Annotated in this window: 17 protein-coding genes and 1 pseudogene; 15 read left to right on the plus strand and 3 right to left on the minus strand. The window is 70.6% G+C overall.

The features are described 5' to 3' along the window. Positions 1 to 64: 64 nt before the first annotated feature. The 14 genes and pseudogenes from P1J78_RS06715 (at position 65) to paaZ (ending at position 14,867) form a co-directional block, all read left to right on the plus strand. The gene (locus P1J78_RS06715; protein WP_275566562.1) at positions 65 to 1,057 is read left to right on the plus strand and encodes a D-2-hydroxyacid dehydrogenase; all 993 of its coding nucleotides are present in this window, start codon (positions 65 to 67) and stop codon (positions 1,055 to 1,057) included. 40 nt (positions 1,058 to 1,097) lie between these two features. Then, positions 1,098 to 2,084 (plus strand): ABC transporter permease, encoded by a 987-nt coding sequence (locus tag P1J78_RS06720; protein ID WP_275566563.1) that lies wholly within the window; start codon positions 1,098 to 1,100, stop codon positions 2,082 to 2,084. A gap of 9 nt (positions 2,085 to 2,093) precedes the next feature. Beyond that, a complete protein-coding gene (locus tag P1J78_RS06725) occupies positions 2,094 to 3,284 on the plus strand; it encodes an ABC transporter permease (protein ID WP_275566564.1) in 1,191 nt (396 codons plus the stop codon). A gap of 12 nt (positions 3,285 to 3,296) precedes the next feature. After that, positions 3,297 to 5,027: an ABC transporter ATP-binding protein gene (locus P1J78_RS06730; protein WP_275566565.1), complete on the plus strand. Its 1,731-nt coding sequence runs from the start codon at positions 3,297 to 3,299 to the stop codon at positions 5,025 to 5,027. 54 nt (positions 5,028 to 5,081) lie between these two features. Beyond that, positions 5,082 to 5,975: pseudogene (locus P1J78_RS06735) on the plus strand (2-hydroxy-3-oxopropionate reductase); the annotation flags it as partial. 145 nt (positions 5,976 to 6,120) lie between these two features. Then, positions 6,121 to 7,038 carry a PaaX family transcriptional regulator C-terminal domain-containing protein gene (locus P1J78_RS06740; protein ID WP_275566566.1) on the plus strand — a complete coding sequence of 306 codons (918 nt, stop codon included), beginning with the start codon at positions 6,121 to 6,123 and terminating at the stop codon, positions 7,036 to 7,038. 77 nt (positions 7,039 to 7,115) lie between these two features. After that, positions 7,116 to 8,321 (plus strand): 3-oxoadipyl-CoA thiolase, encoded by a 1,206-nt coding sequence (gene pcaF, locus P1J78_RS06745; protein ID WP_275566567.1) that lies wholly within the window; start codon positions 7,116 to 7,118, stop codon positions 8,319 to 8,321. Positions 8,322 to 8,333: 12 nt separating this feature from the next. Beyond that, positions 8,334 to 9,314, plus strand: a complete 981-nt coding sequence (gene paaA / locus P1J78_RS06750; RefSeq protein WP_275566568.1) for a 1,2-phenylacetyl-CoA epoxidase subunit PaaA — start codon at positions 8,334 to 8,336, stop codon at positions 9,312 to 9,314. A 10-nt stretch (positions 9,315 to 9,324) separates the two neighbouring features. Then, on the plus strand, positions 9,325 to 9,609 hold the full coding sequence (gene paaB / locus P1J78_RS06755; protein ID WP_275566569.1) for a 1,2-phenylacetyl-CoA epoxidase subunit PaaB: 285 nt from the start codon (positions 9,325 to 9,327) through the stop codon (positions 9,607 to 9,609). Further along, complete coding sequence (paaC, locus tag P1J78_RS06760; RefSeq protein ID WP_275566570.1) at positions 9,609 to 10,457, plus strand: 1,2-phenylacetyl-CoA epoxidase subunit PaaC; 849 nt, start codon at positions 9,609 to 9,611, stop codon at positions 10,455 to 10,457. The genes paaB and paaC overlap by 1 nt, the downstream gene beginning before the upstream one ends. Continuing rightward, positions 10,451 to 10,975, plus strand: a complete 525-nt coding sequence (paaD, locus tag P1J78_RS06765; RefSeq protein WP_275566571.1) for a 1,2-phenylacetyl-CoA epoxidase subunit PaaD — start codon at positions 10,451 to 10,453, stop codon at positions 10,973 to 10,975. The genes paaC and paaD overlap by 7 nt, the downstream gene beginning before the upstream one ends. A 15-nt stretch (positions 10,976 to 10,990) precedes the next feature. Beyond that, positions 10,991 to 12,058, plus strand: coding sequence for a 1,2-phenylacetyl-CoA epoxidase subunit PaaE (gene paaE / locus P1J78_RS06770; protein ID WP_275566572.1), 1,068 nt, complete (start codon positions 10,991 to 10,993; stop codon positions 12,056 to 12,058). After that, the gene (locus tag P1J78_RS06775; RefSeq protein WP_275566573.1) at positions 12,048 to 12,794 is read left to right on the plus strand and encodes a Phenylacetic acid catabolic protein; all 747 of its coding nucleotides are present in this window, start codon (positions 12,048 to 12,050) and stop codon (positions 12,792 to 12,794) included. The genes paaE and P1J78_RS06775 overlap by 11 nt, the downstream gene beginning before the upstream one ends. Positions 12,795 to 12,803: 9 nt before the next feature. Then, on the plus strand, positions 12,804 to 14,867 hold the full coding sequence (gene paaZ, locus P1J78_RS06780; RefSeq protein WP_275566574.1) for a phenylacetic acid degradation bifunctional protein PaaZ: 2,064 nt from the start codon (positions 12,804 to 12,806) through the stop codon (positions 14,865 to 14,867). A gap of 18 nt (positions 14,868 to 14,885) precedes the next feature. Here the strand turns inward: paaZ and P1J78_RS06785 are convergent, their stop codons facing one another. From P1J78_RS06785 to P1J78_RS06795, 3 genes are all read right to left on the minus strand, one after another. Then, positions 14,886 to 19,682 (minus strand): translocation/assembly module TamB domain-containing protein, encoded by a 4,797-nt coding sequence (locus P1J78_RS06785; protein WP_275566575.1) that lies wholly within the window; start codon positions 19,680 to 19,682, stop codon positions 14,886 to 14,888. Beyond that, a complete protein-coding gene (locus P1J78_RS06790) occupies positions 19,682 to 21,484 on the minus strand; it encodes an autotransporter assembly complex protein TamA (protein WP_275566576.1) in 1,803 nt (600 codons plus the stop codon). Before P1J78_RS06790 ends, P1J78_RS06785 begins: the two co-directional genes overlap by 1 nt. A gap of 134 nt (positions 21,485 to 21,618) precedes the next feature. Then, positions 21,619 to 22,896 carry an MFS transporter gene (locus P1J78_RS06795; RefSeq protein ID WP_275566577.1) on the minus strand — a complete coding sequence of 426 codons (1,278 nt, stop codon included), beginning with the start codon at positions 22,894 to 22,896 and terminating at the stop codon, positions 21,619 to 21,621. Between the two features lie 200 nt (positions 22,897 to 23,096). Between P1J78_RS06795 and P1J78_RS06800 the strand changes: the two genes are divergently transcribed. Further along, positions 23,097 to 23,582, plus strand: coding sequence for a (2Fe-2S)-binding protein (locus tag P1J78_RS06800; RefSeq protein ID WP_275566578.1), 486 nt, complete (start codon positions 23,097 to 23,099; stop codon positions 23,580 to 23,582). Positions 23,583 to 23,621 lie beyond the last annotated feature (39 nt).

Below are 23,621 nucleotides of genomic sequence, written 5' to 3' on the forward strand. Positions count from 1 at the left end.
ATCGCCGCCCACGTCCCCTTCTTAGGCAAAACCGAAGCTCGCAGAACGCAAGGCCGTCCCGCACATGGCAAGACCTTCCATCCTGGTTTCCGATGACCTGCCCTTCGACGGGGCGCAATGGGCGAAGCTGATCGACGCCCTGGGCCGCGAAAATTTCGTCCGCGTCGACACGACCGACGAACAGGCCCTGGCCTCGGCGCTCGAAACCGCAGAGATCGCGATCCTCAAGAGCGACCTGGACGAGCGGTTCCTGAACGCGCCGAACCTGCGATGGGTCCACTGCAACCATGCGGGCCTTACGAAATCCGCCCGGCCCGAAGTGTTCCGGCGCGGCCTGGTCGTGACCGGCTCGGCGGGGCGCTCGGGGCCGGCGCTGGCGGAACACGTGATGATGTTCTCGCTGATGCTGTGTCACGGATACCGCGACTTCTACGAGGCGCAGAAGCGTCACGAATGGCGCAGGGTGCCCGAAATGGCCGATCTGCGCGCTGTCTACGGCCGGACCATGGGCATCCTGGGCATGGGCCATACCGGCCAGGCGCTCGCCGTGCGTGCCAAGGCGTTCAACATGACCGTGCTCGGCTACCGTCGCCGCGACCTTCCGGCGCCGGAGGGCGTGGACCGGATGTACAGCAGCGACCGCGGCGAGGGCATCGACGAGATCCTGGAGCAGGCCGACATCCTGGCGCTGGTCCTGAACCTGTCGGACGCCACCCACCACATGATCGGGGCCGACCAGTTCGCGCGGATGAAACCGGGCGCCTTCCTCGTCAACCTGGCGCGCGGCGGCATCGTCGACCACGACGCGATGCTGGCCGCGCTGAAGGCGGGGCGCCTCGCCGGTGCCGGCCTGGACGTCACCGATCCCGAGCCGCTGCCCGAGGGGCACCCGCTCTGGGACATGCCGAACGTGCTGATCACGCCCCATTACACGGCGGCCCTGCCGGACAAGAACGACCGGTCCCTGGACATGATCATCGAGAACCTGTGCCGCTACCGCGCGGGCGAGGACATGCTCAACCGGATCAGCGAAGAGGATCTCTGGACCAAGAGCTGACGCGCGGCGTCGGCTGCCTGGCCGCAAGGAGAAGAGCGCAATGCTTGCCTACATCGTCAAACGTGTACTCTACATGATCCCGACGCTCATCGCGATCTCCATCGTGGCGTTCCTGCTGATCCAGCTGCCGCCCGGCGACTTCGTGACGACGCTGGCGGCGGAGATGTCCCAGCAGGGCGACACGGTCGACCCGACGACGCTGCGGATGCTGCGGGAACAGTACGGCCTGGACGAGCCGATCTGGACGCAATACTGGCTGTGGATCTCCAACATCGTGCTGGAAGGCGATTTCGGCCGCTCCTTCGACTGGGACGTTCCGGTCTCCGACCTGATCTGGAACCGGCTCGGGCTGACGCTCGTCCTGTCGCTGTGCGCGCTGATCTTCACCTGGGTCATCTCGCTGCCGATCGGGATCTATTCGGCGGTGCGCAAGTACTCGGTCGGCGACTACGTGGCCAGCTTCCTGGCCTTCGTCGGGCTGGCCGTGCCGAACTTCCTGCTGGCGCTGATCCTGATGTACCTGGCCTACAAGTTCTTCGGGATCTCCGTCGACGGCCTGTTCTCGGCCGAGTACGAGGACGCGCCCTGGAGCGGCGGCAAGGTGCTCGACCTCGCGCAGCACCTGATCGTGCCGGTGATTGTCCTCGGCACGTCCGGTACCGCCGCGCTCGTCCGGATCATGCGGGCCAACCTGCTGGACGAGCTCTACAAGCCCTACGTGACGACGGCGCGCGCCAAGGGCCTGTCGGAATGGCGGCTGATCCTGCGCTATCCGGTACGCGCCGCGCTCAACCCGTTCGTCTCGACCATCGGCTGGGCGCTGCCCGAGCTCGTGTCGGGCGCAACGGTGACGGCCATCGTGCTGAACCTTCCCACCACCGGCCCGCTCCTGCTGCGGGCGCTGATCGCGCAGGATGTCTTCCTGGCGGGGGCGATGATCCTGATGCTGTCGGTGCTGACCGTCATCGGCACGCTGATCTCGGACCTGCTTCTCGCCTGGCTCGATCCCCGCATCCGGTACAAATAGGAGCCCGCCATGGGACAGTATTCGACTGACGACGTGGCGCCCCGGGAGCTGGGCCACGACCCGGACGATCCCGCGCTCGCGGAGATGGAAGACGACGGCACGGAGGCCGACGGCCGCCTGATGGGGCTGGAACGGGCCGGGGCCTGGCGCCTGGCCTGGTGGAAGTTCAAGCGCCACAAGCTTGCGGTCGCAAGCGGCATCCTGGTGCTTCTGATCTATTTCGTCGCGGCCTTCGCCGAGTTTCTGGCGCCCGCCGCGCCCGGCGACTATGCCGCCCGCTACACCTATGCCCCGCCGCAGACGCTGCGGATCTGGGACGGCGAGGAATTCGGGCTCCACGTCACCGGCTACAAGGTCGAGGTGAACCCCGAAAGCCTGGCGCGCGAGTTCGTGAACGACCCCGAACAGAAGATCCCGGTGGGCTTTTTTGTGCGCGGCTCCAGCTACGAGTTCTGGGGGCTGTTCGAATGGGACCGGCACCTGTTCGGCCCGCTCGATCCAGATCAGCCGATGTACCTTCTGGGCGCCGACCGGCTGGGGCGCGACATGCTGAGCCGGATCATCTACGGCACGCGCATCTCGATGACCGTCGGGCTCGTGGGCGTCGCGCTCAGCCTGTTCTTCGGCATCCTCCTGGGCGGCCTGTCCGGCTATTACGGCGGCCATGTGGACAACGTGATCCAGCGGATCATCGAGTTCCTGCTGGCGATCCCGACGATCCCGCTCTGGATGGGGCTTGCCGCGGCGATCCCGCCGACCCTGCCGCCGGTCCAGGTCTATTTCATGATCACCATCATCCTGTCGCTGGTGGGCTGGACCGGGCTGGCGCGGGTGGTGCGCGGACGCTTCCTGGCGATGCGGAACGAGGATTTCGTGACCGCCGCGCGGCTCGACGGCGCCAGCGAGGTCGGCCTGATCCTGCGCCACATGCTGCCGTCCTTCGCCAGCCACATCATCGCGGCCGTCACGCTCGCCATTCCGGTGATGATCCTCAGCGAGACGGCGCTGTCCTTCCTGGGGATCGGCCTGCGGCCGCCGGTGGTCAGTTGGGGCGTGCTTCTGCAGGAGGCGCAGAACATCCGCACCGTCGCCACTGCGCCGTGGCTGCTTCTGCCGGGGATGGCGGTGGTGATCACCGTGCTGGCCCTGAATTTCCTGGGCGACGGTCTGCGCGACGCGGCCGATCCGTATTCGAAGTAGGGAACGCAAGCGATGACCCAGACATCCGAGAACGGCACGGTGCTGTCGGTGCGCGACCTGTCGGTGGACTTTCCGCTGCAGAAGGGCGTCCTGCACGCGGTGCGCGACGTGAACCTCGACATCAAGCGCGGCAAGACGCTCGCGCTCGTCGGCGAAAGCGGCTCCGGCAAGTCGGTCAGCGCGCGCTCGCTGATCCAGCTGGTCGACAGCCCCGGACGGATCGTCTCCGGCAAGGTGAATCTCTTTGTCGACGGGACCGCGGCGGATATCACCGCGATGGGCGCCAAGAGCCCGCATATCCGGGCGATCCGCGGCGGCAGGATCGGGCTGATCTTCCAGGAGCCGATGTCGGCGCTGTCGCCAATGCACAAGATCGGCGACCAGATCGACGAGGCGATCGAGATCCATCTGGGCCTGGACAAGAAGGCGGCGCGCAAGCGCACCGTCGAGCTGCTGCGGCAGGTCGAGATCCCGAACCCCGAGCGCATGGCCGACCAGTATTCCTTCGAGTATTCGGGCGGCATGCGGCAGCGCGTCTGCATCGCGATGGCGCTGGCCTGCGACCCCGACATCCTGATCGCCGACGAGCCGACGACGGCGCTCGACGTGACGACGCAGGCGGAAATCCTCGACCTGATCAAGCGGCTGCAGGAGCAAAGGGGCCTCGCCGTGCTGCTGATCACCCACGACATGGGCGTGGTGGCCGAGGTGGCCGACGAGGTCGCGGTGATGCAGAAGGGCCGGATCGTCGAGCACGGCACGGCGGACGAGATCTTCTATACGCCGAAGCACCCCTACACGAAGCGTCTTCTGGGCGCGACCCTGAAGCTGGAACATGCGTCGGATCACAAGGCCGGCACCTACGATCCCGCCTCCGAGCCGATCCTGAAGATCCGCAACCTGAGCAAGCATTTCGGCCATGTCGGGGGCTGGTTTTCCCGGGCCGGCCCGTCGATCCGGGCCGTCGACGACGTGAGCTTCGACCTGCACCGCGGCGAGAATCTCGGGATCGTGGGCGAGAGCGGCTCGGGCAAGACCACGCTGGGCCGGATGATCATGCGCATCATCGAGCCGACCTCGGGCGAGGTGATCTATACCGGCAGCGACGACAAGGACCAGGACGTCCTGGCGCTGCAGCGCAAGGGGCTGAAGAAATACCATGCCGCGGTGCGGATGATCTTCCAGGATCCGTTCGCGTCGCTCAATCCGCGGATGACGGTGAAGCAGATCGTGGGCGATCCGCTGAAGATCAACAACATCGCAAGCGGACGCGCGCGCGACGACCGCGTCGCAGAGCTTCTGGAGATGGTCGGGCTGTCGGCGGAAATGATGGACCGCTATCCGCACGCCTTCTCGGGCGGACAACGGCAGCGCATCGGGATCGCGCGGGCGCTGGCGCTGGACCCGCGCATCATCATCGCGGACGAGGCGACCTCGGCGCTGGACGTCTCGATCCGGTCGCAGATCCTCGATCTGCTGCTGGATCTGCAGAAGCGGCTGGATCTCAGCTTCATCTTCATCGCGCACGACATTTCCGTCGTCCGCTATTTCTGCGACCGCGTGCTGGTCATGCACAAGGGCAAGCTGGTGGAGATCGGCGAGGCGGAACAGGTCTGCACGACCCCGAGCAAGGCCTACACCCAGGCCCTGATCTCGGCGATCCCGAACCCGGACCCGCGCAACAAGCGCATGCTGCACCGGACCCGGTTCCAGTCGGAGCCGCAAGCGGGCGCCGAGGCCTGAGCGAACGCGGCCCGCGGGGCGACCCCGGGCCGAAAGGACAATCGAACGGAGGACAGGAACATGAAAATCGGCTTTATCGGGCTCGGCGTCATGGGGCTGCCCATGGCGGGCCATCTGATCGCGGCGGGCCACGAGCTGCACCTGTATCGCGTCAAGGAGAAGTCCCGCTCGCTGGTCGAGCAGGGCGGGCAGGCCGCGGACTCCGCCAGGGCCGTCGCCGAAGCCTCCGACATCGTCATCCTCATGGTGCCCGACACGCCGGATGTCGACGCCGTGCTGTTCGGCGAGGACGGCGTCGCCGAGGGCCTCAGCGCCGGCAAGACGGTGATCGACATGAGCTCGATCTCGCCCGTGGCGACCCAGGACTTCGCCGGCCGGATCGCGGAACTGGGCTGCGCCTACCTGGACGCGCCGGTCTCGGGCGGCGAGGCCGGGGCCAAGGCGGCGTCGCTGTCGATCATGGTGGGCGGTACGCAGGAGGACTTCGACAGGGTGCTGCCGGTTCTGGAAACCATGGGCAAGAACATCACCCTGGTGGGCGATGTCGGGGCCGGCCAGACCGCCAAGGTCGCCAACCAGATCATCGTCGCGCTGACCATCGGCGCGGTGTCCGAGGGGCTGCTCTTTGCCTCGAAGGCGGGGGCCGATCCGGCGAAGGTGCGCTCGGCCCTGATGGGCGGGCTGGCCTCGTCGAAGATCCTCGAGATGCACGGCCAGCGGATGATCGACCGGACCTTCGAGCCGGGGTTCCGGATCTCGCTGCACCAGAAGGACATCAACAACGCCCTGTCGGCCGCGCGCAGCCTGAAGCTGTCCTTGCCCTCGACGGCGCTGTGCCAGGAGCTGTTCAATGCCTGCGCCGCGCAGGGCGACGGCGAACTCGATCATTCCGGGCTGGTGAAGGCCCTGGAAACCATGGCGGCGCATAAGGTCGCAGAGGACTCCTGACGGGGCCGCGAAACGGCGGGGCGTGCGGGGGGCCCGGGCGCTGACGCCCCCGCCGCCGCCTTGCGCGTGACAGCGGCGCCGCGAAACACTACGCTTTGCCGAACGCGCGCCGCCGGCGCGTGATACATCTGCGGAGCGCCTGCCGATGCCCGACACTGCGCCGTCCGATCCGGCCGACGCCATCGCCCGCCGCCTCAGGCGGACGCCGCCGCGCGCCTCCGCCTTCATCGTGACGATCTACGGCGACGTGGTGGAGCCGCGGGGCGGGGCGCTCTGGATCGGGACGCTGATCGAATGCTGCGCCGATCACGGGATCAGCGAGAGCCTGGTGCGGACCGCGGTCTCGCGGCTCGTGGGCGCCGGCCGGCTGGTCGGCGACCGGGTCGGCCGGCGCAGCTATTACCGCCTGACCGCGGCCGCTCAGGCGGAGTTCCGCGCCGCCTCGCGCATCCTGTTCTCGCCGTCGCCGGTGCCCGAGGGCTGGCTGACCGCCTTCGCGACCGCGCCGCGCGCCGAAGGCTGGCCCGACGGCTGGGCGCGGCTCTCGGCCCAGATCGCGCTCGCCCCCGACCGCGCCGACATCCCCCGGCCCGACGCGGTCGTCCTGGCGGGCCGGAGCGTCGCGGGGCGCGCATCGCTTCCGGCGCTCGCGGCGCAGCACTGGCCGATGGACGAGGTCGGCGCCGCCTATCGCGCGGTCGTGGCGGAATATGCGGGCATTGCCGCCGCGGGGACGCCGCCGCTGCCGCCGGCGACGGCGCTGGCGCTGCGTCTGCGCCTGGTCCACGACTATCGCCACGCGGCGCTGGCCGATCCGCGGCTCCCGCGCGAGGCCTGGCCCGACGACTGGCAGGCCGAGGCCGCGCGCCAGCTGTTCCTGCGGCTCTACCTCGACCTCACCGAGGCCGCCGACGCCCATGTCGGCGCGGCCTTCCGCGATGCCGAGGGGCCGTTGCCCGCGCGCCCCGATCCCATCGCGGCGCGCGTGGACCTGCTTCGGGCGGAGCTTGGCGCGGTGTCGGGAAAGCGTCACGGAAATGAGAAATCGGCTCTTCAAACGTGATGCTTTCGCGTCTATATTGACGGACAGGTCGGCGGCGTGCGGGAGGCGCCGGGTCCGACCGCAGGGGAGGAGGCGTCATGCCCGATGCGTTCATCTGCGATGCGGTGCGCACACCGATCGGCCGCTATGGCGGGGCGCTGTCCTCCGTGCGCGCGGACGACCTGGCCGCGATCCCGCTGCGGGCGCTGGCGGAGCGCAACGCGGGCGCCGACTGGGCGCGGCTCGATGACGTGATCCTCGGCTGCGCCAACCAGGCCGGCGAGGACAACCGCAACGTCGCCCGCATGGCCGCGCTGCTGGCGGACCTGCCGGTGGAGGTGCCGGGCAGCACGGTCAACCGCCTCTGCGGCTCGGGCATGGAGGCCATCGGCATGGCGGCCCGCGCGATCCGGGCCGGCGACGCCGATTTCCTGCTGGCCGGCGGGGTGGAGAGCATGTCGCGCGCCCCCTTCGTGATGCCGAAGGCCACCGCGCCGTTTTCCCGCAACGCCGAGATCTACGACACCACCATCGGCTGGCGCTTTACCAACCCGAAGCTGAAGGCGGCGCATGGCAGCCACTCGATGCCCGAGACGGCCGACAACGTGGCCGCCGATTACGGCGTCTCGCGCGAGGACCAGGACGCCTTCGCCGCCCGCAGCCAGGCCCGCTGGGCCGCCGCGCAGGAGGCAGGGCTTTTCGCCGAAGAGATCGTCGCGGTGACGGTGCCGCAGCGCAGGGGCGAGCCGCTGGTCGTCGACACCGACGAACACCCGCGCCCGGGCACCGATGTCGCGAAACTCGCGGGGCTCAAGGGCGTCAACGGCCCCGACCTGAGCGTCACCGCCGGCAACGCCAGCGGCGTCAACGACGGCGCGGCCGGCGCGGTCGTCGCCTCCGAATCCGCCGCGCGGGCCCATGGCCTGACCCCGATGGCCCGCATCGTCGCCATGGCCTCGGCCGGCGTGCCGCCGCGCGTCATGGGCATCGGCCCGGTTCCCGCCACCCGCAAGGTGCTGGAACGCGCCGGCCTCGGACTCGACGCGATGGATCTCATCGAACTGAACGAGGCCTTCGCCGCCCAGGGCCTCGCCGTCCTGCGCGAGCTGGGCCTGCCCGACGACGCGCCCCACGTGAACCCCAACGGCGGCGCCATCGCCATGGGTCATCCCCTGGGCATGTCCGGCGCGCGCCTCGTCCTGACCGCCGCCCACCAGCTTCGCCGCAGCGGCGGCCGCTATGCGCTCTGCACGATGTGCGTGGGCGTGGGGCAGGGCATCGCCATGATCCTCGAACGCAGCTGACGGGAGCTTCGCATGTACGCACAGATGGTCAAATCCGAAGCCGCCGACGGGGAGCAGACCCCCGAGGATCGCGCCTTTCAGGCGCGCATCGACCGGGGCGAGAAGATCGAGCCGAAGGACTGGATGCCCGAGGGCTACCGCAAGACGCTGATCCGCCAGATCGGCCAGCACGCCCATTCCGAGATCGTCGGCCAACTGCCCGAGGGCAACTGGATCACCCGCGCGCCGACGCTGGAGCGCAAGCAGATCCTGCTCGCCAAGGTGCAGGACGAGGCGGGCCACGGCCTCTACCTCTATTCCGCGGCCGAGACGCTGGGCGTCTCGCGCGACGAGCTGTTCGAGAAATTGCATTCCGGCGCAATGAAATACAGCTCGATCTTCAACTACCCCACGCTGACCTGGGCCGACATGGGCGCGATCGGCTGGCTGGTCGACGGCGCCGCGATCATGAACCAGGTGCCGCTGCAGCGCACCTCCTACGGGCCCTATTCCCGCGCCATGATCCGCATCTGCAAGGAAGAAAGCTTCCACCAGCGGCAGGGCTACTCGATCATGATGAAGATGGCCGGCGGCACTCCGGAGCAGAAGGAAATGGCGCAGGATGCGCTGAACCGCTTCTGGTATCCCTCGCTGATGATGTTCGGCCCGTCCGACAAGGACTCGGTCCATTCCGCGCAGTCGATGGCGTGGAAGATCAAGATCAACACCAACGACGAGCTGCGCCAGAAGTTCGTGGACGAGACGGTGCCGCAGGCCGAATATCTCGGCCTGACCGTCCCCGACCCGGACCTCGCGTGGAACGCGGGTCGCGGCCACTACGACTTCACCGAACCCGACTGGACCGAGTTCTTCGACGTGCTCAAGGGCAACGGCCCCTGCAACGAGGAACGCCTCGGCGCCCGCGTGAAGGCGTGGGAGGACGGCGCCTGGTTCCGCGAGGGGCTGTCGGCCCATGCCGAGAAGGCCGCGGCGCGGCGCTTGGCGGCGGAATAGGGAGGACGCCATGAAAAAGGAATGGCCGCTCTGGGAGATCTTCATCCGGGGCCAGCACGGGCTGAACCACCGCCATGTCGGCAGCCTGCACGCGCCGGATGCCGAGATGGCGATCAATCACGCCCGCGACGTCTATACCCGCCGCAAGGAAGGCGTGTCGATCTGGGTCGTGGAATCCGCCGACATCACCGCCTCGGCGCCGTCGGACAAGGGCCCGCTCTTCGACCCGGCCGAGGACAAGGTCTATCGCCACCCGACCTTCTTCGACATCCCCGACGAAGTGGGCCACATGTGATGCCCTCGCTGCCCGACATGGCCACGCCCGAGGCGGAGCGCTTGGCGCAGGAGGCCGCGCAGCCGGCCGATCCGCATATCACCGACGTGGCGCTGAAGCCCGCGCTGTTCGACTGGCTCTGCCGGATGGGCGACGGCGCGCTGATCCTCGGCCACCGCACCTCGGAATGGTGCGGCCACGGCCCGGCGCTGGAGGAGGACATCGCGCTGGCCAACACCGCGCTGGACCTGATCGGTCACGCCGCGCTGTGGCTGGAGCTCGCTGCCGAAGTCGAGGCACAGGGGCGCACGGCCGACGACCTGGCCTATCTCCGCGACGCCATGCGCTTTCGCAACCCGCAGATCGTGGAGCTGCCCAACGGCGATATCGGCCGGACATTGATGCGGGAATTCCTTTACGACGCATGGCATTACGAGATGCTGTTGAAGCTGCGCGACTCCAGCAGCCCCCGCGTTGCCGAGATCGCCGCCAAGGCCGGCAAGGAGGTCGCCTACCAGCTCGACCGCGCCTCCGACCTGGTGATCCGCCTGGGCGACGGCACCGAGGAAAGCCACGCCCGGATGCAGGCCGCCCTCGACCACCTCTGGCCCTACACGGGCGAGCTGTTCACCGACGACGCCGTGGACGAGGCCGTCGCCGAGGCCGGTATCGCCCCCCGCGCCTCCGAGTTGCAGGGCCCCTGGGACGCCACCCTCCGCGAGGTGATGGGCGAGGCCACCCTGACCGTCCCCGACCGCCGCGCCGACGTGCATCTGGGCGGCAAGCAGGGCCGGCATACCGAGCATCTGGGCTATATCCTGGCCGAGATGCAGTTCTTGCAGCGCGCCTATCCGGGGGCGGAATGGTGACCGACACGCTGCCCTCCACCGACACCATCCGCAACTGGCTGGGCGAGGTGCCGGACCCGGAGATCCCGGTGATCTCCGTCACCGACCTCGGCATCGTGCGCGACATCAGCTGGCAGGGCGACACCCTCGTCGTCGCCGTCACGCCGACCTATTCCGGCTGCCCGGCCACCGCCTTCATCAACATGGAGATCGAGGCCAAGCTGCGCGACAAGGGCATCGAGGATTTTCGCATCGAGCGCCGCCTGTCGCCGCCCTGGACGAGCGACTGGCTGACCCCAGAGGCGCGCGAGAAGCTCCGCGCCTACGGCATCGCGCCGCCCATCGACGGCACCGCGCCCGACGGCCGCACCGCCGCCCGCGCCGCGCGGCTCGCCGGGCGGTCGAACCTCGCCGTCGACTGCCCCCGCTGCGGGTCGACCGACACCGAGAAGGTCAGCCAGCACGGCTCCACCCCCTGCAAGGCCGCCTATCGCTGCCGCGACTGCCTGGAACCCTTCGACTACTTCAAGTGCATCTGACAAGGCCCTGACACCGTGCCCAGATTCCTGCCCGTCACCGTCACCGAGGTCCGCAAGGACACCCGCGACGCCGTGGTCGTCACGCTTGCGCCCGACGACCCCGACGCCTTCGCCTTCACGCAAGGCCAGTACCTGACCTTCCGCGGCACCTTCGACGGCGAGGAACTGCGCCGCTCCTATTCCATCTGCGCCGGCCTCGACGATGGCGCCCTGCGCGTCGGCATCAAGCGGGTCGAGGGCGGCGCCTTCTCCACCTGGGCGAACGAAAGCCTCAAGCCCGGCGACGTGCTGGAGGTCATGCCGCCGCAGGGCCGCTTCCACACCCCGCTCGATGCCTCCGCCGCGCGCCACTACCTAGCCTTCGCCGGCGGCTCGGGCATCACGCCGGTCCTGTCGATCGTCAAGACGGTGCTGGCGCGCGAGCCGCAATCCCGCGTCACGCTGGTCTACGCCAATCGCGCCGTCTCCTCGATCATGTTCCGCGAGGAGCTGGAGGATCTGAAGAACCTCCATCTCGGCCGCCTCTCGGTGCTGCACGTGCTGGAAGAGGGCCACGACATCGACCTCTTCGCCGGCCGCATCGACGCCGAGAAGATGGAGACGCTGTTCCGCCTTTGGATCGACCCCGGGGACGTGGACATGGCCTTCATCTGCGGCCCCGAGCCGATGATGCTGACCATCGCCGACAGCCTGCGCGCCCACGGCCTGACCGACGACCGGATCAAGTTCGAGCTCTTCGCCTCGTCCCAGCCCGGCCGCGCCAAACGCCCCGCCGTGGCGGCCGATACCGGCCACGAGGCGAACACCTGCGAGGTCGCCGTCACGCTGGACGGCGCCACCCGGCAGTTCCGGATGCCCAAGGACGGCACCCGGGTTCTGGACGCCGCGCTGACGGCCGACATGGACGCGCCCTTCGCCTGCAAGGCCGGCGTCTGCTCCACCTGCCGGGCCAAGGTGCTGGAAGGCGATGTCGAGATGGTCACCAACCACGCGCTGGAGGATTACGAGATCCGCGCAGGCTATGTCCTGTCCTGCCAATGCGTGCCGCTGTCTGACAAGCTGGTGCTGACCTATGACGAATGAGACGATGGAGATCGGCGACTACCTGGCCAAGGGCGGCAAGCTCACCTCGCCGGACAACGTCCCGCCCCGCTACCGCGCCGAACTCCTGCGGCTGATGTCGTCCTTCGTCGACAGCGAACTGGCGGGATCGGCCGGTTTCGCCGACGCCATCAACCACGCGCCCGGCATCCGCGAGCGCATCGCCGCCAGCCGCATCACGCTGGAAAAGGCCGATCATGCCGAACGGGTGCTGGACCTGATGGAGGGTTTCGGCACCGACAAGGCGCGCTACAACAGCGCCCACGACTGGGCCGCCCGCGTCCCGCGCGAGGCCACGGTCGACCCCAAGCGGCAGGGCGGCGACATGCGCCTGTCGGTCTTTCACTACCCGCTGGCGGGCTGGACCGACGCGGTGGTGATGAACGTGCTGATGGGGCTGGCCACCTGTCATGCGCTGGGCGAGATGAGCCGCAGCTCCTATCAGCCCTTCGCCGAGGTCCTGCGCGACATCCTCCCGCGCGAACGCCGGCACATGGAACTGGGGCTGGAGGGGCTGGAGAGGATCGGCGCCACCGAGGCCGCCCGCGCCTCCGTCGCCTACTGGACCCCGCGCGTGGCCGAGACTTTTGGCGCCGCGCGCTCCGACCGCTTCGACCGCCTGCGCGCCATGGGCCTGCGCCACACCGACAACGAAACCTTGCGGCAGGCCTGGCGGGCCGATCTCTCCGCCCGCCTCGCGCCGCTCGGCCTCGCCTGAGGAGCCTTCATGCTCGACACCGGACCGCCGCGCCGCCTTGAAAGCTACCTGGACGGCGCCTGGCGCGCGGGACAGGGCGAAGGCCGCCCGCTCGCCAACGCCGCCACCGGCGCCCCGCACGCGCGGGTCGGCGCCGAGGGGCTGGACCTTGCCGCCGCGCTGGCCTGGGGCCGCGCGGCCGGGGGCACGGCGCTCCGCCGCCACACCATCCACGAACGCGCGCTGATGCTGAAGGCCATCGGCCTGAAGCTGATGGAGCAGAAGGAAGACTTCTACGTCGAGAGCTTCGCCACCGGCGCCACCCGCGCCGACGGCTGGATCGACATCGAGGGCGGCATCGGCACGATGCTCACCTACGCCTCCCGCGCCCGGCGCGAGCTGCCCAATGCCCGCATCATCCCCGAGGGCGCGGTCGAGCCGCTGTCGACCGACGCCACCTTCTCCGCCCAGCACATCCTGACGCCGCTGACCGGCGTTGCGGTCCATATCAACGCCTTCAACTTCCCCGTCTGGGGGATGCTGGAAAAGATCGCGCCCGCGCTGATCGCCGGGATGCCTTGCCTGGTGAAACCGGCCTCGCAGACCGCCTACCTGACCGAGCTGGTCGTGCGCCGGATCCTGGAGATGGACATCCTGCCCGACGGCGCCCTGCAGCTTCTCTGCGGTGCGGCCGGCGACCTTCTGGACCACGTGGACGGGCAAGACGTGGTGACCTTCACCGGCTCCGCCGCCACCGGCCGGAGCCTGCGCGCCCGCCCCGCGATCCTCGACAACTCGGTCCGGTTCACGATGGAGGCCGACAGCCTGAACGCCGCCATCCTCGGCCCCGATGCCGGGCCGGACACGCCCGAATTCGATCTCTTCGTGAAGGAATGCGCGCGCGAGATGACGGCCAAGGCGGGCCAGAAATGCACCGCCATCCGCCGCATCCTCGTGCCTGCGGCCCACGAGGACGCGCTGGTCGCCGCGCTCTCGGCGCGTCTGGCGAAAACCCCCGTGGGCCTGCCCGACGACGAGGCCGTGCGCATGGGCGCGCTCGTCTCGCTCAATGACCGCGACGGCGTCCGCGCCCGGATCGCCGAGATCGCCGCCGAGGCCGAAGTGGTCGGCGGCGCCCCCTCCGACGTGGCGCTCGTCTCCGGCGATGCCGAGGCCGGCGCCTTCCTCAACCCCGTGCTGCTGCGCTGCGCCGATCCGCTGTCGGCCGAGGCGCCGCACGCCGTCGAGGCCTTCGGCCCCGTCGCCACCGTCATGCCCTATGCCGACACGGGCGAGGCCGTGGCGCTGGCGCGCAAGGGCCGGGGCTCGCTCGTCTCCTCGCTCTTCACCGACGACCCGGGCGTTGCCGAAGACATCGTCCTGGGCCTCGCCCCGTTCCACGGCCGGGTGATGATCGGCAATCGCGACTCGGCGAAATCCTCCACCGGCCACGGCGCGCCGCTGGCGCCGCTGGTCCACGGTGGCCCCGGCCGCGCGGGCGGCGGCGAGGAGTTGGGCGGCATGCGCGGCGTCAAGCACTTCATGCAGCGCACCGCGGTCCAGGGCACCCCGCGTCTCTTGACCCCCGTGACCCGGCAATGGTCCGAGGGCGCCGCCACCCGCACCGACGACCACCCGTTCCGCAAGTCGCTGGCCGAGCTGCGCCTGGGCGACCAGCTGACCGCCGGCCCCCGCGAGATCACCCGCGCCGACGTGGAGCACTTCGCCGCGTTCACCGGCGACACCTTCTACGCCCACATGGACAGCGCGGCGGCCGCGGCGAACCCGTTCTTCGACGACCGCGTGGCGCATGGCTACCTGATCGTCTCCTTCGCCGCGGGGATGTTCGTGCAGCCCGACCCGGGCCCGGTGCTGGCCAATTACGGTGTCGACGACCTGCGCTTCCTCGCCCCGGTCTATTTCGGCGACAGCCTGACCGTGCGGCTGACCTGCAAGCAGATCGACCCGCGCGAGGGCGCCGTCTATGGCGAGGTCCGCTGGGACGCCCGCATCACCAACCAGACGGACGAGGTCGTGGCGCAATACGACGTGCTGACCATGGTGGCGAAGGAATGGCCGCTGGCGGCGGAGTAGCCGCGGCCAACGACCGGATCAGTAATCGCGCTCGAAGAACACCCCTATCCCGGTCTCGCCGTCGGACGAGGCGGAGCCGCGGGCGGTGATCGACGGCGTCACCTGGAGGTTCAGGTTGATCTCGCTGCGCCCCTGGCTGTCCACGGTCACGCCGGTATAGACATTGTCGCTGATATACTTGCCGGCCTCGACCGCGACGTCGCCTTCCTCGTTGGTCGTCACGTCCAGGTCGTCCAGCCCGAAGCTCGACCGCAGCCGACCCACGATCCCGTCGCCGCCGCCGCCGGCCAGCGTCCGCACCGCGTTGGCCAGCTGCACCGCCTGCAGCGCCGAGATGTCCGACAGCGGGCGTTCGAACAGAAGCTGCGCCAGCACTTCCTCTTCCGGCAGGTCGGGCTCCGAGGTCACCGTCAGCTCCGGCGCCGAGGCGAAGCCGGAGATCTCGATCCGCACGGTGATGTCGCCGGAGACGGTGGTGGCCACCAGCCGGATGAACGGATCGAAATCGCCCTGCAGCCGCGCCGAGCCCTCGGTCAGGGTCAGCCGTTCGCCCAGAAGGTCGAGCCGCCCGCGGATCAGGTCGAAGCCGCCGGCGGTGACGACATTGGCCGTGCTGCCCGACAGGCGCAGCTGCCCGCCGAGCTCCGCGTCCAGCCCGCGGCCGCGCACGAAGATCTGGTTGGGGGCGTCCACGACGATGTCCAGCCCGTAGACCGGCCCGCCGCTGCCGCCTCCGCCGCCGCCGGCCGTGCCCAGCTTGCCCGCGTAGACGCGGGTCTGCCGCACGGCGGCGGGCTCGGCGATGTGCTTCAGCTCCGGCAGATCGCCCGAGACCAGCCCGCCCGAGCTGGGGATGCGGATCTCCACCGTCCCGAGCTGCAGGCGCCCGCCGATCGTCGCGCCGCCCGACAGCGGGCCGGAGACGGTCACGCGGCCGTCCACGCTGGTCTCGTAGAGGCCCGGCTCCTCGACATTCACGCCGATCAGCTGGGCGGTGATGTCGCCGGAGAAGGGCGCGCTCAGCCCGACGGTGCCCGACGCCTCGACCCGCCCGCCGGTCGCGACCGCCGCGCCGGCGTTCAGGCTCGCCCGGCCGCCGGAGAGCGACAGCGTGGCGCCAAGGTCGGTCAGCCGCAGCCGCAGCGCCGGCAGGGTGAAGCCGGCGCCGGAGGTGCTGACCGTGCCCGACAGCGAGGACAGCGCCAGCGGGCCGTTCAGCGACAGGCGGAAATCGGCGCGGCCGGCGATCAGGTTGGGCCGGATGAAGCGGTTGGCCAGTTCCAGCGGCGCATTGCCGCCGATCGACAGGTCGGCGCGGGCGAAGTCCTGGCTGAGGCGGCCCGAGACATCCGCCGCGATCCCGCCGGGGCCGGTCAGCGCGCTGTTCACCTGCCAGCCGCCGCCGTCCGAGCGCAGGCTGCCGCGCGCCGTGGCCGCGCCGCTCAGGCCGGTGCCGAATGGGCCGATATCGGCGATGCGGATGTCGTATTCGGCGGTGCCGCCGTCGGGGCCGACGCGGCCGGTCAGGTCGGCCGTCATCAGGCCGGAGCGGAAATCGGCGCGGTCGAAGACCACGTCGCCCGCCTCGGTGCGCCGGAGCTCCAGCTCCAGCGCGCTGTCGCCGCGCAGCAGCGGGTCCACCATCGCCAGGCCGACGCCCAGCCCGTCGCCCTCGGCCGAGATGTCGGCGCGGCCGGTCAGGTCCGACAGGTCGCCCTCGGCCTCGGCGGTCACCGACAGCGCGCCGTCCAGCGCAACGCCCGCGAGGGCGGAGTAGGGGGCGAGGTCGTCGAACCGCGCCTCCAGCGTCAGCGTGGCGGCGCCGGGCGTGCCGCCGGGCACGGCGAGCGTGGCATTCACCGAGCCGGCCGCGCCGCCGGGGCCGGAGAACCCGGCCTGCGCGCGCCAGTCGTCGCCGTCGCGCGTCACGCTGCCCTGCAGGGTCGCGGCGCCGGAGACCCGCGCATCCAGCGTGCCGAGGCTGGTCAGCGCGGCCTCGAGCGTCAGGTCGGCGCTGTCGGCGCCGACGGTGCCGGCGGCAGTCACGGTGAGCTGGTCGTTGGCGATTTTCGCCGACGACAGGGTGAGCAGCCCGTCCGCGGCGCGCGAGAGCGAGGCTGACAGGGCGGTCTCGCCGGCGAGCAGCCGGTCGACCGGCGCGATGCCGAGCGCCAGGTCGGTGGCGGTGCCGTCGAGCGTCGCCTCCGCGCTCCGGTCGGTCAGGTCGACGCCGCCGGTCACGGTGAGATCCACGCCCCCCGCAAGGCTCCGCCCGGCGAGGTCGGAATAGGGCGCGAGGTCGGGCACCGCCGCCTCCGCCGTGCCGGAGACCCGGCGCGGACCGTCCGGCCCCATGGCCAGCGTCGCATCCACCGTGCCGCCCGCGCCGCCCGGCGCCGAGAAGCCCGATTGCAGCCGCCAGTCGCCGCCCGACCGGGTCGCCACGCCGCGCAGCGTCGCCGGGCCGCTCAATTCGTCCACGAACAGGCCCACATCCGCCAGCCGCGCGTCGAAGCCGACGCGGCCCTGCGCCGGCCCGACGCTGCCTGCCAGGGTCGCCGTGAGCTGCGGCGTCTCGAACCGGGCGCCGTCGAAGGTGATCTCGCCCGCGCCCGTGCTTGCCACGTCCGCGGTCAGCGTGGTTTCGCCCTGCAGCAGCCTGTCCACCGGCGCGACGCCCAGGGCCAGGTCCTGCGCCGTGCCGGTCACGCTGACCTCAAAGCTCCGCTCCGCCAGGTCGCCGCGGCCCGCCACGGTCACGTCCAGCGCGCCGCCCAGGTCGCGGCCGGCGAGGGCGGCATAGGGCGACAGGCTGTCGATCCCGACCTCGGCGATGCCGGTGACCGCGCCGGGCGCGCCGTCGGGCAGGGCGACGGTCCCGTCGACCTGCGCCGCGGCGCCGCCGGGGCCCTCCAGGCGGGCCGAGATCGTCCAGTCGTCGCCGGTCTGGCTGGCGGTGCCGGTGGCGCTGACCGGGCCGTCCAGCCCCTCGGCCACGACCCCGCCGTCGCGCAGCGACAGGTCGAACCGCGCGGTGCCGGCGCCCGAGGCCAGGTCGGCCGAGGCGGTCAGCCGGGTCTCCGGCGTGGTGATCGCGAAGCGGTCGACCGTAAAGCCGTCCTCGTCGCGCGCCAGGGCGGCGTCGAGCTGTCCCTGGCCGCCGATCAGCGGATCGAGCGCGGCGATCCCGAGCCCGAGGTCGGTGGTCTCCCCGTCGAGCGTCAGGTCGAAGGCGCCGGCCAGCGGTGCCACGCTCCCGGCGATCTGCAACTCGGCCGCGCCCGCCAGGTCGAGCCCGGCCAGCCCGGCGAAGCGCGACAGGTCCTCGGCCGCCAGCCCCACGGTGGCATCGATCCCGAGGTCCAGGTCGTCGCGCAGCCCCGCGACGGTGGCCGAGCCGGTCAGGCGATAGTCGCTGCCGCCCAGCGACAGGTCCGACAGGTCCAGCGGCGCGTCCTCGGTATAGGCGAAGGCCATCGCGCCGGTGATCCGGTCGCCCAGGGCGCGCGCCAGTTCCGCGTCCGCCGGCGCGATGCCGGAGATGTCCAGCTCCAGCCGGCCGTCCGCCCGGCCCACGCTGGCGCCTTCGCCGGGCACGATCCGCCCCTCACCGGTCAGCGCCGTGCGCTCGACGGCCAGGTCCCACCGCCTGAGGCCCGCGACCTCGATCGCGGCGGTCCAGGCGTCGTCGTCGGCGGCGTCGTACTGCACCGACAGGTCCAGCCCGCGCACATAGGTGCGGGGCCCGGCAAGCGGCAGCAGCACCTCGCGCCCGGTGGGCGAGGCGATCTGCCCGGCCAGGTCGATGCGCACCGGCCACTGGTCGCCGTCCAGCGCCAGCGCGCCACTCAGCGACATCGCGCGGGTCTCCAGCGCCAGCTCTTCCAGCGTCAGGCGGCCGTCGGCATGGGCCACACCGGAGACGTCCAGCGCCACGCGGTCGCCCAGGAAGTCGCGGTAATCCGGCAAGAGCAGCGGCGCGATGTCGCCGGTGATGTCGGCGGCAAAGCGGCGGTCGGTGGCGCCGTCCTCGCCGGCCGTCTCCGCGCCCAGCGTCACCGTGCCCTCGGCGCGCGTCGTGCCGTCGGTGACCAGGAGGATCTGCGCGGTGAAGTCGTCGATCGTGCCGTCGCCCTCGACGGTGAACTCGACCGCCGGCTCGCCCGGCAGGCCCAGAAGCGACGCCGCGATCCCGCCCGGCGCCTCGCGGAAGTCGAGCGACAGGTCCAGATCGCCGCTTCCGGCGTCATAGGCGCCGGCCACGGAGATCCGGCCCTCCGGCCCGTCCAGCCGCTCGATGGACAGCTGTGTCTGCCCCGAGCCGCCCGACAGCGCCGCCGAGCCTTCCAGCCGCAGCACCACGTCCTCGCCCAGCACCGGCGCGCCGATCTCCGCCCGCGCGATCCGCAGCGTTGCGATGTCGATGGACACCGGCAGGTCGGGCAGCGAGAAGCCCGGCGCCTCGGGCGACGGGGCGTCCGCCTCGGTCGCGGGCAGGCGCGTCAGCACCAGCCGCTCCGCCGACAGCTCGTTGACCTGCACCTCGCCGCGCAGGATGGCCGAGCGGTTCCAGTCCAGCACCGCGCCCTCCAGGATCAGCCAGGTGCCCTGGTCGTCGGCGATGCTCAGCCGGTCGAGCGTGGCGCGCGAGGACAGCGCGCCCTCGAACCCGTCGATGCGCACCGTCCGGCCGGCATCGGACAGGTTGTCCTCAAGGAAGGCCTGCAGGATGCCGCGGTCGCGCTCCTCCTCCTCGGTCGTCTGCGCCAGCGCGAGGCCGGGGAGGAGGACGAGAAGAACAGCCAGTAGTCGCATCAGAAGGCCTGCCCGATACCCAGGTAGAATTGCACGCCGTCGCCGGTGTTGCCGCCGACCGGCGCGGCCACGTCGAAGCGGATCGGGCCGATCCCGGTGAGATAGCGCAGCCCGGCGCCGGCGCCGGAATGCCACGCGCCCGAGCCGTCATAGAAGCTCTCGGCCCCGACATAGCCCGCATCGGCGAAGACGACCGCACCGAACCGCTCGCTGATCCGGGCGCGGAACTCGGCCGACAGGCCGATGAAGCTGCGCCCGCCGCTTTCGGTGCCGCCGCCGTGGTCGACATCGAGCGACTGGTAGGGCTGGCCCCGGACCGTGCCGGCGCCGCCGGAATAGAACAGCAGGTCGGGATGCACCGCGCCGATCGCGGCGCCGGCGACCGAGCCGACCTGCACCCGCCCCGCCAGCACGAAGCGCCGCTCCGGGCCCAGCCCGTAATAGGCGCGCGCGTCGCCATAGGTCCGCACGCCCGAGCCGGTGCCGTCGTTCAGCCCCAGAAACGGCGTCACCTCGGCCTCCAGATAGAAGCCCTCGGTCGGGTCGAGGGTGTCGTCGCGGGTGTCGTAGATGCCGGAGGCGGGCAGTTTCAGGAGCGAGAAGGTCCGGTTTCCGAAATCGTCCTCGGTCTGCGAGTAGAGATAGCTGAGGCCGAGCTCGGTCTCGATCGAGTCGCCGAAGCGCCGGCCCACGCCGAAGCCCAACTCGACCTGGTCCGAGAGAAAATCCGGCTCGTCCAGCCGTTCCAGCCCGACGAAGGCGAAGGCGCGGGTGTCCGGGCCGAACGGGGCCGGGGTCTCCAGCCGGGCGCCGAGGCGGAAGTCGGTGCCGTATTCGCCGCCGATATTCGCCACCTCGGCGTCGAAGCGCAGCCGCTCGGCGCCGCCGAAGATGTTGCGGTGCATCCAGAAGCCGGAGACGGTCAGCCCCTCCAGCGACGACAGTTCCGCGCCGAAGCCGAAGCGGCGCGGCTTCTGGTCGGCGACCGACAGCAGGATGTCCATCTCGCCCCCGGGCCCCAGCGTCTCGGCCTCTTTCAGCGAGACCGAGGCGAAGGCGCCGGTGCGGCGCAAGCGGTCGGCCACCCGCTCCATCGCGGCGGGAGAGAAGCGCTCGCCCTCGGGCAGGCCGGCGATGCGGCGGATGGCGGCGGCGCGCACGGCGCTCGGCGTCTCGATGACGAGGCTGCCGAAACGCGCGACGGGGCCGGGGTTCAGCGCCACCACCGAATCCAGCGTGGCGGTGCGGTGGTCGGCCGAGACCCGTTCGCCCGCGGTGCGGGCCTTGGCGTAGCCCGCGGCGCGCCAGCCGTCGATCCCGGCCTCGACCGCGTTGCGCACCACCGGCGCCCGGGCGCGCGCGCCGCTGCGGAAGCGCTCGGGCAGTTCGGTGCCGGGCGGCAGCGGGGCGATCCGCGCCTCGCCGAAGCGGAAGGGCGGGCCGGGCGCGACGTTGATCGCCACTTCGCGGATCGTGTCGGGCGCGCGCAGCAGCGGGATCTCCGCCGCCTCGCGCCCGTCGACGTAGACATGCACGACGCCGCCATAATAGCCCTCGGCATAGAGCGCATCGAGCAGCCGCGCATAATCCGACAGCGCCGCGGCAAAGACGGTCTCGGGCTGGGTGCGCCCCTCGCGCTTCGCCGCCACGACGAGCGACGCCTCGATCAGCGTCTCTTGCAGCGCCTCGTTAGTGCCCGAGACGTGGATCCGAATCCGGTCCAGCGCCGCCGCCGGGCCGGAGATGACCGCGATGGCCAGAATGGCCGCCGATAACCGCCTGAAAACAACGGTGAGCTTCATGCCCACTCTCTGCCCCCTGTTATCCCCGCGTCTGGCGGAGTTGTTGATAACCTACGTCCGCAAGAGGTGACTCGGCTACAACAAATAGCACGATCCCGCGGATTTGTTACCAGATAGGCGAGCGCGCGCCGAAGTCACGGCCCCTTTTCGGCTTCCGCCGCGTCCTCCAGTTCGTCCTGCATCTCTTCCTCGGTCGCGGCCAGCATCGCCGTCTCCGGCGTGGTGGTCCGCCCCATCGGCGTCGCGGTGAAATGGCCCTTCTGCGCCTCCGTCAGGCCGGCCCGGACGCTGATCCGCCAGATCACGAACAGGATCAGCAGGACATGCGCCGCCACCGAGGTCCAGAACAGCCCCGCCGCCCCGATCCGGGTCATCCCGAGACCGGCGATCAGCGGCCCGGCGATGCCGCCCACGCCGAAGATCATGAGCAGCCCGCCGGAGGTCTGGATCGCCGCGCCCTCGGCGGCGTGGTCGTTGGCATGCGCCAGGATCACCGGGTACATTGAGAAGACCGCCGCCCCGAACGCCGCCGCCAGCGCCAGATTCGCCCACAGGCTCGTCGGCGCCAGCAGGATGAAGGCCGCGTCGGTCGCCGCCGCCAGCGCCGCCAGCCCGACCAGCACCCAGCGCCGGTCGGTCCGGTCCGACAGCGCCCCCACCGGCACCTGGGCCAGCGCCCCGGCGAGGATCGGCAGCGAGGCGAAGAGCGCCATGCTGGACAGCGCAAGCCCCACCCGCTCGGCATAGACCGCGCCCAGCGTGCCGAAGGCGCTGTTGGAGATGCCCACCAGGAACACGCCGAAGACGGCCACGGGCGAGTTGCGCCAGAGCCCGCGCAGATCGAGCCGCACATTGACCAGCGGGTTGGGCGAGGCCGAGGAGGACACCGCCGTCGGCACCAGCGCGAGGCTGTAGAAGATCGCGCCCAGCACGAAGAACAGAAAGCCGCGCGTGTCGCCCAGGGTCAGCACCAGCTGCCCCGCCGTCGAGGCCACCAGGTTCACCATCGTGTAGATGCCGAAGACCTTGCCGCGGTCCTTCGGGGCCGCCCGCTCGCTCAGCCAGCTTTCCACGATCATCGCCGCGCCGGCGAAGCAGACCCCCGAGATCGCCCGGAGCGGCACCCAGGCCCAGGGCGTCAGGATCAGCAGCGAGGCGAGAATCGCGATCGCCGCCAGCGCGCACATCACCCCGAAGGACCGGATATGCCCCACCCGCGCCACCAGCCGCGGCGTGAACAGGCAGCCGGTGACGTAGCCCAGGGCCCAGCCGGTGCCCAGCAGGCCCAGCGCCAGCGACGAGAAACCCTCCGCCGTGCCCCGGACCGGCAGGATCAGCGCGTTGATGCCGCCGGCGAAAAGCAGGAAGGCCGAGCCCAGAAGCAGCGCGGAAATCGGCAGGAACTGTCGCATCTCGGGTCCCGGGATGGTGGCGTCGGGCGGCAGAATAGCGCAGCCACGCGCCGAGGCCAGCGCGGTCTTTCCCTGCCTTTCCGGGCGCTTGCCGGGCGGGGCGGGCACCGGTTAAATTTCGCGCGCGGCGCAGATCGCTGTTCCCAAAGCCGCGGCGCCGTGCTTAGCTCGCCGCAAATCCGATCTAGGGAGGTATGACGATGTCCAAGATTTCCATGACCGTGAACGGCAAGCCTGCGTCGGGAGAGGCGGAGGGCCGCACGCTTCTGGTCGAGTTCCTGCGCGGCGAGCTGGGGCTGACCGGCACGCATGTCGGCTGCGACACCTCGCAATGCGGCGCCTGCGTCGTGCATGTGAACGGCGAGGCGGTGAAGGCCTGCACCATGTTCGCCGGCGAGGCGGACGGCGCCGAGGTCACCACCATCGAGGGGATGGCCAACCCCGACGGCTCGCTCAACGCGATTCAGCAGGCGTTCCAGGACCACCACGGCCTGCAATGCGGCTTCTGCACCCCCGGCATGGTGATGTCGGCGGCCGCGCTTCTGAAGGACAACCCCAAGCCGTCGGAGGCGGAGGTGCGCGACTACCTCGAAGGCAATATCTGCCGCTGCACCGGCTACCACAACATCGTGAAGGCGATCATGGCCGCGAGCGGGCAGGATGTGACCGCGATCGCGGCCGAATAGGCGCGGCGGCCCGAATTTTCGACGAAAATTCGTTTTCTC

Origin of the sequence: Psychromarinibacter sediminicola (assembly GCF_029168335.1) — a bacterium.
GTDB lineage: Bacteria > Pseudomonadota > Alphaproteobacteria > Rhodobacterales > Rhodobacteraceae > Psychromarinibacter > Psychromarinibacter sediminicola.